Here is a 16113-nt window from a genome sequence, read left to right as displayed (position 1 = left end):
CCTTAATTTCTATAAAACAGGTCTTAACTGTGATCGCACATTTTCATTGGGCCTGGGTGCCGAGTGGCATATTACCCTGCCCAGTGAAAATGTCCGTAAGCGGGGGCTTAGCCCCCGTAAACAGCGTTCTCGGCTTTTTATTCGGCATCAACTGCATATACGCCATCGGCGTCGTGTACTTCTTTACCGGTTAACGGCGGATTAAACACGCACGCCAACTTCATATCTTCACTGCCGCCACGCAATAGGTGGTTATCGTGCTTGTCTAAAATATAAAGCGTACCAGGCTGGATGGGATAAATTTTGCCATCGGCCAAGTCTTCAATTTCGCCGTTACCACTCATGCAATACACAGACTCAAGGTGATTCTGGTAATGAATGTGCGTTTCACCGTTGGCATAAATGGTGGTGATGTGGAATGAAAAGCCCATGTTGTCGTCTTTAAGCAACATGCGAGTGCTATCCCAGGTACCGGTTTCAGACTCAACACGGCGATCCGTTTTTTCACATTCGGCAAGAGTACGTACTATCATGAAATATCCTTTCTTTAATACTGTTTTGCCCGCCCAAGCGGACACGATCAATTCGTTATTATGCAAAAGGGGTAATTTTCATTACCCCCTTTTTGTTATGTACTAATGTTAAGACGCTTTACGCAGACGCTCGCCTTCCGTCTCAAGAATAGAATCTTCTAACCAGTCTAAACCTTGAGTCAGTTCGGCTTCGGTAATGATCAAGGGGCAAAGACACTTCACCACTTCATCATTTGGGCCAGCAGTTTCGATGATCAGGCCGCGCTCAAAACACTTAGAAGTGATTGCATCGGCAATTTCACCGTCATGACAAGCAATACCCTGCATCATGCCGCGACCCTTGACCTTGCTAAACAGCTTAGGAAAACGGTCAACCATGGCTTGCATCCGTTGAGTAAGCAACTCACCTTTAGCACGCACCTCGGCGGCAAAATTATCGTCTTTCCAAAAGGTTTCCAACGCCTTGCGAGCGGTTACAAACGCGTGGTTATTACCACGGAAGGTACCGTTATGCTCACCTGGACTCCACTGGTCTAACTCAGGGCGCAGCAGCACTAATGCGAAGGGCAAGCCCATGCCGCTGAGTGACTTAGACAGAGTAATAATATCGGGCTTAATGCCTGCAGGCTCAAAGCTGAAGAACGTACCGGTACGGCCACAACCGGCCTGAATGTCATCGGCAATCATCAAAATGTCGTGGGCACGGCAGATTTTCTCTAAACGCTGTAACCACTTGAATGATGATGCATTTAAGCCACCCTCACCCTGTACTACTTCAAACAACACGGCAGCAGGCTTATCTAGGCCACTGGAGTTGTCGTTTAGCATGGTTTCAAATAACAATAAGCTGTCTTCACCGGCACCTGGATAACCGTCATACGGCAAACGACTAATGTCGGCCATTGATGTACCAGCGCCACCTCGGTGATGCTGGTTACCAGTGGCCGCCAGTGCGCCTAAGCTCACGCCGTGAAAGCCATTAGTAAAGGCGACTATGTTGCTACGACCCGTCACTTTACGCGCCAACTTCATGGCGGCTTCTACTGCGTTAGTACCGGTTGGGCCTGTAAACTGAGCTACGTGGTCCATGTCGCGAGGCTTAAGAATAATTTGCTGTAGTGCGGTTAAAAACGCCGCCTTGGCGGTAGTGTGCATATCCAGACCATGGGCGATGCCATCTTGCTGAATATATTCAATGAGTGCTTCTTTCAATATCGGGTTGTTATGGCCGTAGTTAAGCGTACCGGCACCGGCAAGGAAGTCTAAATAGCGCTTGCCTTTATCGTCATATAACCAAACGCCCTGCGCCTTATTAAAAGTCACTGGAAAAGAACGGGCATACGTTTGTACAGTGGATTCCATTACATCAAAAATATTACTCATCTCGACTCCTTGAAAGTCTTGAGTTCAAATCTAAAAACAAAAAGAGAATGCGGGTATTCAGCTAGAGGGGATTAGCTGAGTGCAATGCGAAAGAGAATTTCGCTACTGCTGTCACCATTGAAGTGACGTTGCTGATCGAACAGGAGATGGCGTTCGCCTTGGCCTGTTCCCTGACTGCGAGCCAGACTTTCAAATAAACCCCATGAAGGCGCATTATCTGCGGTTATGGTGGTTTCAAGGTGTGTAACACCAGCGCAGGCATCTGAGTCCAACAAGGTATCTACCAAGGTGCGAGCCAAGCCTTCACCACGTGCGCGTTTATCTATGGCTACTTGCCAGACAAACAAGGTGTTTGGCTCGGCAGGTTTGCGGTAGGCAGAGATAAACCCCAGTAATGAGCCGTCATCTTCGTTTTCAGCCAAGATGCACGTATCGGCAAAGTGCAAACACTGCAGCAAATTGCAGTAGGTAGAGTTGGTATCAAGGGGTTTACAGCGGTCAATCAGGCGGTTTACTTCATAACCATCCGTCGACTTGGGATGACGCAACAGCAGTTGCAGATCTATCGTGGTATCCGTATCAATCATTTATAGTCCTAACCTTATTTAGTTAGTGGGCTAAGTAAATTTCCTCTAGTAACCTACCAAACTATCAGCCAATTGCAAGTTTATCTCGATATTATTAATTAGAGTTGCATGCATTTTTGCATTAATATACGACTAATTGTAACGTGCTTTTGTGACACTTTAATGTCGCTTTCCCAGTACTTAACTGACCATTATGCGGCGGTTTAAAACGGCGGCAGAGCCCATTCCGAGGGAGCTGCTACAATAAATACAGTGGTGATGTATTGTCACCACCTTGTCACACTAAATCGGATACACGTTATGAGTACGCGAGAAGCAGGAACCGTTAAATGGTTCAACGAAGAAAAAGGCTTTGGATTCATCACCCGCTCGTCTGGGCCGGATCTATTTGTGCATTTTTCTTCTATACAGGGTGATGGTTTCAAAACCTTACAAGAGGGCCAGCCGGTTACTTTTGTGGTCACCCAAGGTCAAAAAGGTCCCCAAGCAGAAGAAGTGGAGCTGGCTTGACCTTTACCAAGGCGGCACTTAGCGTGCCGCCTTATCATAATTTGTACACTCAGCAGCATCGGGTTACTCTCGGCGGAACAGGTTTTGCATTTATCACCTTCCAACTAGGTATCCCATGCTCAAATTATTACTCTCGTTTTGTTTATTAATCCTTTCCCTACCTACTCTTGCTCAAGAAAAGCCCGCAGATGAGCGGGTACAAGGCACTGTCGAAACCCGCATCCCGCTGACTCCCTTTATGGAGCGCTATATGCTGGATGAGCTCAAGGCTTTGCGCACCGAAATGGCAAAATTTCAAGTGAAGGTCACCAACGACATAGTAGAAAAAGAGCTAAATGTGGCTGACAAAGCTATCAATTATGCGAGCGTCACTGTCACCTACTTTTTCTATTTACTCGCAGGAGCGGCCTCGGTACTCGCGATTGTGGGTTGGCAGTCGTTGCGCGAACTTAAGAAAACAGCGCGGGATTATGCCGAAACAGAAATGCGGAAAATAACCAGTACTTATGAGCACAAGCTAAAACAGATTGAGCGCGAACTGCAGCGAAAAACCAAAGTTATTGCCGAAAACTACCGCGAAATAGAACGATTCCAAGAGATTCATGGATTATGGCTACGCGCCAGTCAAGAACAAAGCCCACAGGCTAAAATTGATATTTACGATCAAATTCTTGATATCAAACCCGGGGATTTGGATGCAATGACTCACAAAGCCGATGCGGCACTGATGATGAACGAACGCCAGTGGGCATTAAGCTTGTGTAATCGGGTATTGCAGGTAGATCAGCAAAATGCCCATGCCTTGTACCAGCGCGCTTGTGCACATGCCGGTGTGGGTCACGAAGAACAAGCCCTATCGGATCTTGAACTCGCAGTACAAAACAATGTGCATCTGCGCGATGTCGCCGCAGAGGACGAAGAGTTTGAACCGCTACGCCAACATCCGCGCTTTATTGAACTGACGAGTGACGGTACCGATCAGAACGCTGACGAGGCCGATCATCACGGTACAAAAATGTCATAAAATATAATTTAACGACACGTGAAAAAAATTGATTTTGCATACTGATACCCAGTGCCATACTTTGCGCAAATCAAAGAGCCACCAAACAGAGTGAGAACGAATATGAGCTTTGAGTCAGGTAAGCCATTTCAAGATTTTGCCCACTTTCCTCGCGGCCTACGCCGCTGTGGCGAGTTTACCGTTGCTGAAGCATTGCTACTTGAAGAATCCGGTCACGCTATGCTTGCGCTGTGTACACAGCAGCGCGCGCCTAACTGTGATGATGAGCAACGTTTTGTTGAGCAAGTACAGCAAGGCACCGCCTCAGACAGCAAACATGCCAAGGTGTGGTTAAAATATTTGAAGGTCATCGGCCCCAAGCGCGTACACCGCCTGTGCTCTCCCATGACGTCGGGCAACAGCGACGACTACGAGCCAGCAGAAGACAGCGCCGATTAACTGAAAACATAGCGGTAAGCCGTCAGCTTTAAGCGGTCAGCTAAAGATCTCATATCAAACCATCGCTATGCTGAGACTTACCTTGGTATAACGATGGTTCGCTACCGACCACAAAAGTCCCGCGTTCGAGAAAAGATGGGGCTCAGCCTGCTTCCACGCTGTGTATTTTTGCTCATCAATCCCCGCTCCTGCTCCTTGCCCTAAACTGACGTTGATGCCAGCGGTATTTCATCCGATGTTAACCGAGTCTACAGGGAGTAAATTGACATGAAACGTCCACAATTATTTCGCTGGAGGCGCTGGGTCTGAGTGGATGTGATACCAATCTGGAAAACTAACTGATCAGATTTTCATGTCTTCTGTAGGGTCGATTTCAATCGACCAAAAACCATAGCACAGCCTAAAGAGGTCGAATACTCCTTGCCTAAATAAGGCGACCCTACGCTCGGGGTGGTTGGTATTTACCATTTGTTTTGTGCTTTTACTTGGATAAATATTAGCGCTTAAGCTGACCTTTCTACCTCTAGCGGCCAACTTCAAAACAGATCAGATACTTACTTAGATTGGCATGGCCAAAGCTCGAAAAGCTTCAGGCTGTTGACCCTATAAATAACTCTGCTGAAAAGGCCGAGTCCGGTTCAGGTTCCCATCAGGATTTGGACTTCAACAAGTCACGTATTTCCGTTAGAAAAATCTCTTCTGCAGTAGGCTTAGGCGGTGCCTCGGGCGCAGCTTCTTCTTTTCTCTTCAGTGAATTAATTCCTTTAACCATCATGAAAATGGCAAGGGCGATAATGGTGAAATCAACCAGAGTCTGAATAAAGCTGCCGTAGCTGATCACGACAGCCGGCGCTTCGCCCACCGCCTCTTTGAGGACAAACTGCAAATCGGAAAAATCGACGCCACCCAGCATTAACCCTATCGGGGGCATGATCACCCCAGAAACCAGAGCGGTCACAATTTTACCGAAGGCCGCACCGATAATAATACCCACCGCCATGTCGACAACATTCCCCTTCACCGCGAAATCCTTGAATTCTTTCATCATGCTCATGGTCAAATCCTTCTCTACGTTGATGGTTATGCAAACTGGTGATTTATCCTTCTTTCGCCAATATTTTCTTTAAAAAAACGGGATGGGCAACATAAGAATAAGAGCAATATAAATCGATGATTAATTGCATAAGTAATCACGCATAATTTATATGGACTATGTGGCTAGCTTACCTTTACCGTCACCCTCGCGAAGGCGGGGGTCCAGTGCCTTTGCAGGCAGCTCTCTGGCTGACAGCTCTGCGCCACAAATCCTGGATTCCCGTCCCCGCCTACGCGAGGATGACGTTCCTTCGGGAATGACGGCAGAACCACACCTGTTAAGCGGCATTACTTATGTACTCTTTCAATATAGGTTAGAAAACAAGCGATACACATAAATGGTGCAACTTGCCTTGAATATCCGACTTACCAAGGGTCATAAGGGTAAAAAACCCCGCTGATAGCTGTCCCTTCCCTCTTACCGCTGCTTTTTCAAAATGATACTCTAGGCCATACTCTTTTATTGGCCCGCTATATACTGTGAGTGATGGCCCACTGTAACTAAAGACCCAATCATCATGAGCAAGCCTGCAGCAGCACCGAGTTTTTTGTTTCACGACTATGAAACCGCTGGCATTCATCCGACAACCGATCGGCCGGTACAGTTTGCCGCCATTCGCACCGATGCCGAGTTAAACGAAATTGGCGAGCCGGTAATGTTTTATTGCCAATTACCGACCGACTACTTGCCCTCGCCCGAAGCCACCCTGATCACCGGTATTACTCCGCAAATGGCTCAGCAAAAAGGTCTGTGCGAGGCAGAGTTTATTGCTCGTATTCACGACCAATTTAGCCAGCCCAACACCTGTATTTTGGGTTATAACAACATTCGATTTGACGATGAAGTGACGCGTTTCACTCTATATCGAAACTTTTACGACCCTTATGCATACAGTTGGCAGCAGGGGAATTCTCGATGGGATCTATTAGATGTGGTGCGCGCCTTCTATGCTTTGCGCCCCGAAGGTATTAACTGGCCCACCGACGATGACGGCAAGCCCAGCTTTAAGCTTGAGCGGTTAACCCAAGCTAATGATATTGATCATGGTAATGCCCACGACGCCTTGGCCGATGTAAGGGCCACCATTGCGGTGGCTAAATTACTGCGCCAATCTCAACCTAAGTTGTTTGATTATTTATTTGAACTAAGAAGCAAGCATAAGGTAAAAGCTCTTATTGATGTGGTGAATAGCCAGCCGCTGGTGCATGTATCAGGCCGATTTTCTGCTTGGCAAGGTTGTGCCAGCTGGATTGCGCCGCTGGCATGGCACCCAGAAAACGCCAATGCGGTGATTTGTGTAAATCTGGCCATGGATCTCACCCCCTTAATAGAGCTAACCCCAGAGCAGTTACAACAACGGCTCTATACCAAGCATGCGGACTTAGGCGAGTTGGCACCCGTGCCGGTAAAATTAGTGCAAATTAATAAATGCCCTGTACTCGCCAAGGCCGCTGCGCTCACTGAGCAGCGAGCCGATGAGCTAGGCATAAATAGAGCCCAGTGCCGCCTGAGTTTAGATATGTTGCGCCGCCACCCAGAAATCCGAGAAAAGGTGGTGGCCTTATATCAATTAGCGCCTACCTTTGCACCGGTGACTGACGTTGATGCAGCCCTCTATCAAGGTGGTTTTTTTGGGGCAGCAGACAAGGCGGTGATGGACATGATCCGCACCAGCACCCCCGACGCCCTCGCCGCACTTCCGTTGCAGTTTAATGACCAACGTCTACCCGAGCTGCTATTTCGCTATCGAGCACGCAATTACCCACACACTTTAAATGAGCAGGAATGGCAACGCTGGCGTCAGCATTGCCAAGACCGACTCTCAGAATTGGCGGAACCCTATATGCAGCGATTAGAACAATTAGTGATTGAATATCAAGAAGATGAAACCAAGTTGGCCTTACTGCATGCGGTCGCGCGTTATGTTCAATCTCTTTAAGTCTCCAGCCTTTATATTAATACGCGGCGTCGTCGTATTATTGGCCTGCTTGCTGATGGGCGACGCCATTGCCTATGTACTGCCCTTCGACTTTCCGGGCAGCATTCTTGGCCTGTTTGTGCTGTTTTTTTTACTCAGCAGCCAACTGGTTCCCCTAAACTGGGTGTATAACAGCGGCCAGCTCATACTGCGCAACATGGCATTATTGTTTATTCCGGTCGCCGCCGGATTATTGGGTTACGTAGATGTACTTAGTGAGGGCATTGGGCTCATTATTAGCTCTGCTTTTAGTGGTTTAGTGCTTATCTTACTGGTGGTCGGTCGGCTTTATCAGAGGATGCAAGGATGATGGTTTGGCTCGCTCTACCGCTAACAGCGGGACTCTACTTATGGGTAAAAATGCTCGCGCGGCGTTATAAAAGTCCGCTGATTAACACCATCATGTTACCAGCTCTGATCATTATCGCCGTGTTAATGCTTACCGGACAAGACAGTAGCGCCTATCAAACGGGTACCCAACCCCTTAACCGCCTGCTGGAACTTGCCGTGGTGGCCTTTGCTTTGCCGCTATATCAGCAAGCGGCTAAGATCCGCGAACAGCTTTGGCCCATCGTACTATGCTGCAGCTTATCGGCGCTGATTTCTGTTGGTACCACGTTAATTATTGGCGGCATACTACACGCCAAGCCCGAGCTACTGGCCTCTATTGCCACTAAATCCATTACCACGCCGCTGGCAATGAGTGTCAGCGAAACAATGGGCGGCATTCCGGCCATTGCTGCAGGTTTGGTGATTATAGTGGGTATGATGGGAGCCATTATTGGCTTTCCGCTGCTAAAAATTGCAGGCGTCGTACACCCCGAAGCACAAGGCTTGGCCATGGGCGCCGGTGCTCACGCCATTGGTATCGGTGCCGCGGCCGAGGTGGGCCCGGTGCAAGGTGCCTTTGCTTCATTGGCCATGGTGGTGTCTGGTATTGCCACCGCCGTGTTGGCACCACCGTTATTTCATCTCTACCTTTGGTTTATGCAATAGGTCCACAAACCTTAACAAAGAGGCAGAATCTTATGAGTGATGAACTTAAGCAGACACTCGCCCAGCATCGGCTGACTCATGTGGTACGCTTTAGCCCAGAGCAAATTGCTATTTTAGCGCATGCCACTCAACAGGGAGAGGAAGCGCTCGCCCGCACCTTACTGCCGTTGGCACAACAAAAATCCCAAACACCGGTTTCTGGCTTTGCGGTTGGGGCTATCGCCATCAGTGGCTCGGGCTATTGGTATTTAGGCGCGAACATGGAAATGGCCGGCCAGCCGCTCAGCACGGCGTTGCATGCCGAGCAGTCAGCCATTGGCCATGCCGCCTTGTGTGATGAGCGCTATATCGAAAAGGTGATTGTCAGTGTCAGCCCTTGCGGTCATTGCCGCCAATTTATGCACGAGCTTAATCAAGACGACCTGATGCTGGTACTGCCTGACCAACATTTCACCTTGAGCGAGTTACTGCCCCATGCCTTTGGCCCAGCCGATTTACAGCAGACTTATGGCATGCTTAACGGTCCGGCAGGCAACTTAGCGGCAGCTAACAACCCCGAAGTGGACCCCCACGATGCATTAATGCTGCTCGCCTTAGACGAAGCCAATGCCAGCTACGCCCCTTATAGTAAGAATCGCGCAGGCGTAGCACTGCAATTAAATGACGGCCAAATTTGTCGGGGCCGTTATTTAGAAAATGCCGCCTTTAATCCCAGCCTAAGCCCGATGCAATTAGCGCTAAGCCAGCTGTTTTTGCTCGGTTATCAGCCCCAAGATATTGAGCGTGCTTTTATTGTGGAGGCCACCGCCAAGGTACAACAAGCCGCTGCCGCCAAGCAGTTGTTAGCGTCAATCAGCGACGTTAAGTTAGAAACAGCGCAGTTTGGCGATACTAATGTGAAGGGTGAAGAGCTTAGATACCGGAGCAAGTCCGGTAAGACAGCATAAGGGCCAACCAAGAGCGGTGGTTTCTGTAGGGTGCCGCTTTAGCTGGCACTCCCGTCTCAGCGGGATTTTAAACCATCCTGCTGCGCAGAATTACGCAGCTAAAGCAGCGGCTACAAAAGACGGTGCCTGTCTCTAACTTACAGCATATGGCTTACCGCTCCCCCAAGGGGCAACATAGATTGCCGCGTCGCTACGCTCCTCGCAATGACGGGCCTACAGGCTGCTATAAGTCTTACGCTGTACGCCTTACGTTAAAACAACACCTCTTTTGTAGCCCACCCGTCTCTTCAGCGAAGAGGACTTCGGCGGCAAAGCAGGAAGGTTAAGCTTGTCTTTTACGTATAGCGTACCGCTTTCTTTTCCGGTCTTTGCGAGCGTAGCGAAGCAATCCATTTTTAGCTGATCGCTGACAGCTTACGGCTTCCAGCTGTCTTTTATTCTGCAAATAGCTTTCGGCCCATAAATGAGTGGCTTAAGGTGTTGCCGTCTACCAGCTCTAGTTCGCCGCCAATAGGCACGCCGTGGGCAATACGACTCACTCCTACGCCGTGGCTGCGGGCAATGTCGGCAATATAATAGGCGGTGGCTTCGCCCTCTACCGTCGGGTTGGTGGCCAAGATCAGCTCTTTAAATGCTTCACTCGCCAGCCAGTCGGCCAGCTTGTCTAGCCCCAACTCTTCGGGCCCTACCCCATCTAACGGCGACAAGTGCCCCATTAATACGAAGTAACGTCCCTGATACTGACCCGTTTGTTCAATAGCGACCACATCGGCTGGGCTTTCTACAATGCACAGCTGGCCACTGACCGCGCGCTTTGGATTGGCACACAGCGGGCAAGTATCTTCTTCGGTAAAAGTACGACACTGTCGACAGTGGCCAATTTTTTCTAGCGCTTGATCCAGCACATGAGCCAAGCGACGACCACCGGCACGCTGTCGCTCTAGCATTGCAAAGGCCATGCGCTGTGCCGACTTAGGGCCTACGCCGGGCAACACTTGCAAACTCTTGATTAATTCATCCAACAGGGGGCTAAAACGCATGGGATCACTCAGAAGATAACAGCAGAAAACGCGGGGAATACTCACTACAAAGCCGGGCGTTTACTCCCGGCTTTAAATACATAAAATTATCTTAGAACGGCATTTTGAAGCCCGGAGGTAAATTCATACCACCGGTCAGCTCGCCCATGCGGCTCTTGTTTTGCTCTTCTACGCGACGTACTGCATCGTTAACGGCTGCAGCTAATAAGTCTTCTAACAACTCTTTGTCGTCTTCTAACAAGCTGTCGTCCAGTTCAACACGGCGCACTGAATGGCTGCCTGCCATGGTTACTTTGACTAAGCCAGCACCAGCTTCGCCAACCACTTCTAGCTCGGCCAGCTCTTCTTGCAGCTTCTGCATTTTTTCTTGCATCTGCTGGGCCTGTTTCATGATATTGCCCATTCCACCTTTACCAAACATATCTGCTCACTCTTTATTAATGGAAATAATCCCAAGGCTACTGTGCCATGGGTTCGATACTGTCGTATTCAAGCACCGCCGCAAAGCGCGATATTAAAAATTGTACCGCATCATCGCGCTCAATTTCATCTTTTGCTTGTGCAATGGCGGCTTGAAACAAATCTTGTTCTATTTCAAATGGGGTTTGTTGGCCCGCTTGCTGGCCAATATTAACCTGCACGCTAACGGGCTGAGCCTGATGATGTTGGAGCACCAACTCCAGGTCATGGCGCGACTTCTCATTCAATAAGTGCTTATGCTCTGGCTGTAACCACAACTGCCACTGCAGTTCACTTTTTACTTCTAAACTACTGTGCATGGCCAGTTGGCGTAACAAACCACCCAATGGCAACTCTGCCATTAACCGAGCCCAATGATCGGTTGCTTGCGATAATAAGCTCGCCGCCTTTAAAGGCTCGGGATCCATCGAACTGTGCTGCGCGCCAGCCATGGGTGCCACCGGTGCACTCATTGTAGGTGCCGCCGCACGCCTCGGTTGAACAGGCTGACTTAGCGGTGGCTTTACCGCCGAATGAGTCACCTCAACGGGGGGCTGAAATGGCGGCGCACTGGGCGCAGACCGGTTTGGTGCGCCATCCGTTTGCCACGGTGGCAAGTCATCCTCGTCATTATCCCAGCTGGCGTCAGCATAGGCATCAAGCGGCGGTAACTCATCGGTTCCTGATGTTACTGATGGTTTTTCCGGCGGCCTTTCTGGCACGGCTCGGCGCTGAGGATCTGTCTGCTGACGGAACTCGGTGCTCGCCGCAGCCTGAACAGGCTCGGTCTTGGCTTCAGGCTCGTGATGCTGCGGAGCCGGCGCAACGGGTTTGGTTCTTGGCTTAGCAACAGGCTGACTGGATGCGGTATTTTTGTCCGGCTCTTGGCTACGCAAGCGATTGCGTGTTTGCAATAAACGGCGAATACGCGTCACATCCGCGGCGGCCGGATCATCCACTGCAGGGGCTGCTACCGGTAACGGTGCCGGCGTAATGGGCCGTGTATCTACCGCAGGTGCTAACGTTGGTTGAACGACGTCGTTTGAGTCAAAATTTTCTGGTTCTGGTTCTGGTTCTGGCTGCGGTTGCGGCTGCGGTTGCGGTTGCGGTTGCGGTTGCGGTTGCGGTTGCGGTTGCGCAATGTGCCCTAACTGCCCTGCTTGTGCCAATATTTCATTTTGTTCTTGTTCGAGTGTGGCCGCCATCTGTTCATCGGGATCCGCCGCTAATGACGCTTCATTAACGGGTGGCGGCTCAGGCTTTTTTACCGGATGGGCTGCTTCTCTGGCTATCTCAGATGCAGTTACCGCGGGGGGCGTTATCGCAGGTGTTGCTATCCTAGGCGCGGCGGCACTAGCGACAGGCGCCTCGGGGCGAAATGCCAAGGTGCGCAACAGCGTCATCTCAAGCGCAGAGCGACCATCGGGGGCAAACGGCAGGTCTTTACGGCCTTGCAAACAGATCTGATAAAAAATCTGTATTTGCTCAGATGAGACTAACGGTGCCAGCCGATTCAGCTCACCGGCATAGGGTTGCTGGGGTGATGCCGCCACCACCTGTGCTAGCGCCAGCTGATGCCAAAAACCAATTAACTCTTTGTGCACCTGATCGTAATCTGGCCCCATACTGGCAAGCTCTGCCACGCGTGCCAATAAGGCTTCGCCGTCGCCGGCCAAAATGGCCTCAATTAACGCCAATAATTGGTTGCGATTCAGGTTGCCCAGCATCGATTCAACCAATGCCAGCTTAACCTCACCATTGCCAAAAGCCAGCGCCTGATCGGTTAGGCTCAGGCCATCGCGCAGGCTGCCGTCTGCGGCACGAGCCAAGGCAGCCGTAGCTTGCGCTTCAAAGGGTAAATGCTCTTGTTGCAGAATATGCTGCAACTGAGTATCTATCTGCTCGGGTTCGAGGCTTTTTAGATGAAACTGCAAGCAACGCGATAAAATGGTGATCGGCAGTTTTTGCGGGTCTGTGGTGGCCAGCAAAAACTTCACATGGGGCGGCGGCTCTTCTAGCGTTTTTAACAGCGCATTAAAGCTGTGCCGCGACAGCATGTGTACTTCATCTATCAAATAGACTTTAAAACGGCCACGGGCGGGTTGATATTGCACGTTATCGAGCAATTCCCGCGTGTCTTCCACCTTGGTACGACTGGCCGCATCAATCTCAAGCAAATCAACAAAGCGGCCCTGCTCAATTTCTTGGCAACTGGCACACTCACCACACGGATCGGACGTAATGCCTTTGTCGCAGTTAAGCGCCTTGGCCAGCAGCCGCGCAATGGAGGTTTTGCCCACGCCTCGGGTGCCGCTAAATAAATAAGCATGATGCAGCCGACCCTGCGAAAGGGCATTAATGAGCGCGGTCAGCACATGTTGCTGCCCTACTACATCGGCGAAACGCTGCGGACGCCATTTTCTGGCAAGAACCTGATAATTCATCGCTAATTAATGGCCATCAAATTGCACAAGGCTATTCACACGAATACCCATGTTATTGAGACGTTGCAAGCCGCCTAACGCCGGCAAAGCCACAACAAAAGCCGCCTCTTGTACTTCGCCACCACAGCGACGCACCAGTTTAACGGCAGCTTCTACTGTGCCGCCGGTGGCCAACAAATCATCAATAATCAATATTTTCTCGCCGGGGGCGATAGAGTCAACATGAATTTGCAGTTTGTCTTGCCCATATTCTAAGTCGTAAGCCACTTCAATGACTTCGCGCGGCAACTTATTAGGCTTGCGCGCCGGAATAAAGCCCACACCCAAGGCGGCGGCCACCGGTGCACCAAAAATAAAACCTCGGGCTTCGGTGCCCAGCACCTTGTTAATGCCCGTATGCTGATACAGCTCAACAATGGCATCAATGGTGGCTTTAAACGCCTCAGCATTTTCTACCAAGCTGGTGATGTCACGAAAAACAACCCCAGGCTTCGGATAATCAGGAATAGAGACAATGCTATCGGCAATCAGTTTAAGAGTTTCTTGTTTCATTAGATAGGCGGCCTTATTAGGCCCTAAAAATTAGGGCATAGCATGTAAATTTTGGACGGCAGCTAGCTTAGGGCTTAGCCTACTCCAATGCAACAATCGGCACCGCTGCCGGCACGGTTAGCCGCTGTTAACGGGTAATAATTTCATATAAATCTGTGCGTCGGTCTTTAAGATTGGTCACTGACCCCTCGTTACGCACCAGCGTCAGCTTTTCTAGGTCCATATCCGAGAACATGATCATCTCGGTATTGGGCGTCGTTTCAGCCATCACCGCATCATGAGGGAAGGCAAAATCAGACGGAGAAAACACCGACGACTGCGCATACTGCACGTCAAGATTTTGTACTTTTGGCAAGTTGCCGACACTGCCCGTAATCACCACATAGCATTCGTTTTCAATGGCACGCGCTTGGGCACAATGACGAACCCGCAGATAACCATTTTTAGTATCCGTCCAAAAAGGTACACAAATGATGTCCACCTCTTTGCTGGCAGCAATGCGCCCCAGTTCAGGAAATTCAATATCGTAACAAATGAGAATAGCAACTCGACCGGAGTCGGTCTCAAACACTTCAAACTTGTCGCCGCCTTCTATTACCCAATCACGACGTTCATGGGGGGTAATATGAATTTTGCGTTGCTCGTCTATTCGCCCATCTCGGTGACATAAATAAGACACGTTATAAACGCGATCGTTGTCCAAAATAGGCATAGAGCCGGTAATAATATTGATGTTGTAACTCACCGCCATTTCCGACATTCGATCTCGAAACTGCGGGGTATACTCGGCCAGAAAACGGATAGCACGCGTTTGATCAACCTGATCGGTCAACCCCATTAAAGGCGCGTTAAAAAACTCCGGAAACAGCGCAAAGTCGCTCTTGTAATCAGACAGCGCATCTACAAAGTATTCTACTTGCTCCAATACCTCATCGACCGAGGCAAATTCGCGCATTTGCCACTGTACCGCTCCCATACGCACTTGAGTCTTCTTTTCGTTAAGTACCGAAGAAGGCGGCGTATAAAGAATGTTTCGCCATTCCAACAAGGTCGCATATCCCAAAGATTGTTCATCCTCTGGGAGGTATTTATGCATCAGCCTTGTCACCTGAAAATCATTGGCTAACTGGAAACTAAGAATAGGATCGTAGATTTCTTTGCGGTCGACGCGATCAATATATTCAGCCGGAGAGTATTGCTCCGAATGCTGGAAATAGCCGGGAATACGCCCACCGGCAAGAATGGCGCGCAAATTCATAGAACGGCACAGCTCTTTGCGAGCTTCATACAAACGACGCCCCAATCGAAAACCGCGGTATTCAGGCTGAATAAATACATCTAGGCCATACAAAGAGTCGCCTTTGGCGCTATGCCTAATCTGCTCGTTACGAAGGATCAGATCGTCATAGGTATGGGGGTTGCTAAACCGCTCATATTTAACCGATACGGTAAGCGCAACGGCAACGAGTTTACCGTTATCTTCAATACAAATCTGTCCATCCGGAAACTGTTCAATCAGCGCCTTTATCGTATCTTTAGGCCAAGCTCCACCGATATCGTGATAAACGCGGTCCATTAGTACTTGCAGCTCGTCGTAATCATCCAGTTTTAAGTTGCGCAAATTAAGATGCAGATCTTCAGGCTGAGTCATGCAGCAAACTCCGGTATGGCAGTGAATTAAATTGAGTAGGCAAGTTTATCAGAAGGACCTGCAAAGTTCGCACCCGCAAGCAAAAAAGTAAGTAATACCAAGCGGAGTAAATAACTATCCTATTTTTAAGCTTGAGCTCTAGAGGTAACACTGTCACCACTAGCCACTGGGCTAGCCATCTTTGCTGGGTAACGGTACTGCTACCTCTTAAAAGCCTTACACCAATAATTTTTTTGCAACGGAATCCACGGTAGAACACGGAAAAATTAAGCTGAGATAAGTGCGAAAAGGTCCAAAAGCGCTTATTGGTAGATGAGTGCTCAGAGGCAACTGGGTAGCCTCCTCCGACTCGCTTCAAGTACATCCTTGTAACGCTCAGCACATGACATCCCTGTCATGTGATAGTCGGCTGAGTGTAGTGGCACACTTAAAGTGGCCACCTGTTCAGAGGTGATATCATCACCTCATCAGATAT

General features: G+C 49.6%; 16 protein-coding genes. 7 read left to right on the top strand and 9 right to left on the bottom strand.

Annotation, left to right across the window (positions count from 1 at the left end; all coding sequences use genetic code 11):
• Positions 1–137 precede the first annotated feature (137 nt).
• The 3 genes from ACFQ1C_RS15600 to ectA form a co-directional block, all read right to left on the bottom strand.
• Positions 138–533: an ectoine synthase gene (locus ACFQ1C_RS15600; RefSeq protein ID WP_379559599.1), complete on the bottom strand. Its 396-nt coding sequence runs from the start codon at positions 531–533 to the stop codon at positions 138–140.
• A gap of 108 nt (positions 534–641) precedes the next feature.
• Positions 642–1916 carry a diaminobutyrate--2-oxoglutarate transaminase gene (gene ectB / locus ACFQ1C_RS15595; protein ID WP_379559598.1) on the bottom strand — a complete coding sequence of 425 codons (1275 nt, stop codon included), beginning with the start codon at positions 1914–1916 and terminating at the stop codon, positions 642–644.
• Positions 1917–1987: 71 nt separating this feature from the next.
• Positions 1988–2503: a diaminobutyrate acetyltransferase gene (ectA, locus tag ACFQ1C_RS15590; protein ID WP_379559597.1), complete on the bottom strand. Its 516-nt coding sequence runs from the start codon at positions 2501–2503 to the stop codon at positions 1988–1990.
• Positions 2504–2803: 300 nt separating this feature from the next.
• Between ectA and ACFQ1C_RS15585 the strand changes: the two genes are divergently transcribed.
• From ACFQ1C_RS15585 to maoP, 3 genes are all read left to right on the top strand, one after another.
• Positions 2804–3013: a cold-shock protein gene (locus tag ACFQ1C_RS15585; RefSeq protein WP_379559596.1), complete on the top strand. Its 210-nt coding sequence runs from the start codon at positions 2804–2806 to the stop codon at positions 3011–3013.
• Positions 3014–3128: 115 nt separating this feature from the next.
• Complete coding sequence (locus ACFQ1C_RS15580; protein ID WP_379559595.1) at positions 3129–4037, top strand: tetratricopeptide repeat protein; 909 nt, start codon at positions 3129–3131, stop codon at positions 4035–4037.
• A gap of 102 nt (positions 4038–4139) precedes the next feature.
• Entirely contained in the window at positions 4140–4475 is a 336-nt protein-coding gene (gene maoP, locus ACFQ1C_RS15575; protein WP_379559594.1) for a DUF413 domain-containing protein, read from the top strand.
• 649 nt (positions 4476–5124) lie between these two features.
• Here the strand turns inward: maoP and mscL are convergent.
• Positions 5125–5529: a large-conductance mechanosensitive channel protein MscL gene (gene mscL, locus ACFQ1C_RS15570; RefSeq protein WP_379559593.1), complete on the bottom strand. Its 405-nt coding sequence runs from the start codon at positions 5527–5529 to the stop codon at positions 5125–5127.
• Positions 5530–6088: 559 nt separating this feature from the next.
• On the opposite strand from mscL, the gene sbcB reads away from it, so the two are divergent.
• The 4 genes from sbcB to cdd are packed head-to-tail and all read left to right on the top strand — an operon-like array spanning position 6089 to position 9492.
• Positions 6089–7510, top strand: coding sequence for an exodeoxyribonuclease I (sbcB, locus tag ACFQ1C_RS15565; RefSeq protein ID WP_379559592.1), 1422 nt, complete (start codon positions 6089–6091; stop codon positions 7508–7510).
• Entirely contained in the window at positions 7494–7859 is a 366-nt protein-coding gene (locus ACFQ1C_RS15560; protein WP_379559591.1) for a CidA/LrgA family protein, read from the top strand. Before sbcB ends, ACFQ1C_RS15560 begins: the two co-directional genes overlap by 17 nt.
• Positions 7856–8545 (top strand): LrgB family protein, encoded by a 690-nt coding sequence (locus tag ACFQ1C_RS15555; RefSeq protein WP_379559590.1) that lies wholly within the window; start codon positions 7856–7858, stop codon positions 8543–8545. The genes ACFQ1C_RS15560 and ACFQ1C_RS15555 overlap by 4 nt, the downstream gene beginning before the upstream one ends.
• The gene (gene cdd, locus ACFQ1C_RS15550; RefSeq protein ID WP_379559589.1) at positions 8530–9492 is read left to right on the top strand and encodes a cytidine deaminase; all 963 of its coding nucleotides are present in this window, start codon (positions 8530–8532) and stop codon (positions 9490–9492) included. The genes ACFQ1C_RS15555 and cdd overlap by 16 nt, the downstream gene beginning before the upstream one ends.
• A gap of 434 nt (positions 9493–9926) precedes the next feature.
• Here cdd and recR read toward each other — a convergent pair whose 3' ends face one another.
• The 5 genes from recR to ACFQ1C_RS15525 all read right to left on the bottom strand — a co-directional run bounded on the left by recR (position 9927) and on the right by ACFQ1C_RS15525 (position 15638).
• Positions 9927–10532 carry a recombination mediator RecR gene (gene recR / locus ACFQ1C_RS15545; protein WP_379559588.1) on the bottom strand — a complete coding sequence of 202 codons (606 nt, stop codon included), beginning with the start codon at positions 10530–10532 and terminating at the stop codon, positions 9927–9929.
• Between the two features lie 91 nt (positions 10533–10623).
• Positions 10624–10953: a YbaB/EbfC family nucleoid-associated protein gene (locus ACFQ1C_RS15540; RefSeq protein ID WP_379559587.1), complete on the bottom strand. Its 330-nt coding sequence runs from the start codon at positions 10951–10953 to the stop codon at positions 10624–10626.
• Between the two features lie 37 nt (positions 10954–10990).
• A complete protein-coding gene (gene dnaX, locus ACFQ1C_RS15535) occupies positions 10991–13435 on the bottom strand; it encodes a DNA polymerase III subunit gamma/tau (RefSeq protein ID WP_379559586.1) in 2445 nt (814 codons plus the stop codon).
• Between the two features lie 6 nt (positions 13436–13441).
• A complete protein-coding gene (apt, locus tag ACFQ1C_RS15530; protein WP_379559585.1) occupies positions 13442–13987 on the bottom strand; it encodes an adenine phosphoribosyltransferase in 546 nt (181 codons plus the stop codon).
• Between the two features lie 127 nt (positions 13988–14114).
• Positions 14115–15638: a GNAT family N-acetyltransferase gene (locus ACFQ1C_RS15525; protein WP_379559584.1), complete on the bottom strand. Its 1524-nt coding sequence runs from the start codon at positions 15636–15638 to the stop codon at positions 14115–14117.
• Positions 15639–16113: the final 475 nt, after the last annotated feature.

This window comes from Oceanisphaera ostreae (assembly GCF_042676125.1).
In the GTDB taxonomy this organism is placed as follows: domain Bacteria; phylum Pseudomonadota; class Gammaproteobacteria; order Enterobacterales; family Aeromonadaceae; genus Oceanimonas; species Oceanimonas ostreae.
The sequence above is the reverse complement of the archived record's forward strand: the minus strand, read 5'-3'. Positions and strand labels throughout refer to the sequence as shown.

Bases quoted from the DNA above. Each gene is read 5' to 3' on its own strand.
- ACFQ1C_RS15600 (WP_379559599.1), bottom strand. From the start codon at position 533: ATGATAGTACGTACTCTTGCCGAATGTGAAAAAACGGATCGCCGTGTT.
- ectB (WP_379559598.1), bottom strand. From the start codon at position 1,916: ATGAGTAATATTTTTGATGTAATGGAATCCACTGTACAAACGTATGCC.
- ectA (WP_379559597.1), bottom strand. From the start codon at position 2,503: ATGATTGATACGGATACCACGATAGATCTGCAACTGCTGTTGCGTCAT.
- ACFQ1C_RS15585 (WP_379559596.1), top strand. From the start codon at position 2,804: ATGAGTACGCGAGAAGCAGGAACCGTTAAATGGTTCAACGAAGAAAAA.
- ACFQ1C_RS15580 (WP_379559595.1), top strand. From the start codon at position 3,129: ATGCTCAAATTATTACTCTCGTTTTGTTTATTAATCCTTTCCCTACCT.
- maoP (WP_379559594.1), top strand. From the start codon at position 4,140: ATGAGCTTTGAGTCAGGTAAGCCATTTCAAGATTTTGCCCACTTTCCT.
- mscL (WP_379559593.1), bottom strand. From the start codon at position 5,529: ATGAGCATGATGAAAGAATTCAAGGATTTCGCGGTGAAGGGGAATGTT.
- sbcB (WP_379559592.1), top strand. From the start codon at position 6,089: ATGAGCAAGCCTGCAGCAGCACCGAGTTTTTTGTTTCACGACTATGAA.
- ACFQ1C_RS15560 (WP_379559591.1), top strand. From the start codon at position 7,494: ATGTTCAATCTCTTTAAGTCTCCAGCCTTTATATTAATACGCGGCGTC.
- ACFQ1C_RS15555 (WP_379559590.1), top strand. From the start codon at position 7,856: ATGATGGTTTGGCTCGCTCTACCGCTAACAGCGGGACTCTACTTATGG.
- recR (WP_379559588.1), bottom strand. From the start codon at position 10,532: ATGCGTTTTAGCCCCCTGTTGGATGAATTAATCAAGAGTTTGCAAGTG.
- ACFQ1C_RS15540 (WP_379559587.1), bottom strand. From the start codon at position 10,953: ATGTTTGGTAAAGGTGGAATGGGCAATATCATGAAACAGGCCCAGCAG.
- dnaX (WP_379559586.1), bottom strand. From the start codon at position 13,435: ATGAATTATCAGGTTCTTGCCAGAAAATGGCGTCCGCAGCGTTTCGCC.
- apt (WP_379559585.1), bottom strand. From the start codon at position 13,987: ATGAAACAAGAAACTCTTAAACTGATTGCCGATAGCATTGTCTCTATT.
- ACFQ1C_RS15525 (WP_379559584.1), bottom strand. From the start codon at position 15,638: ATGACTCAGCCTGAAGATCTGCATCTTAATTTGCGCAACTTAAAACTG.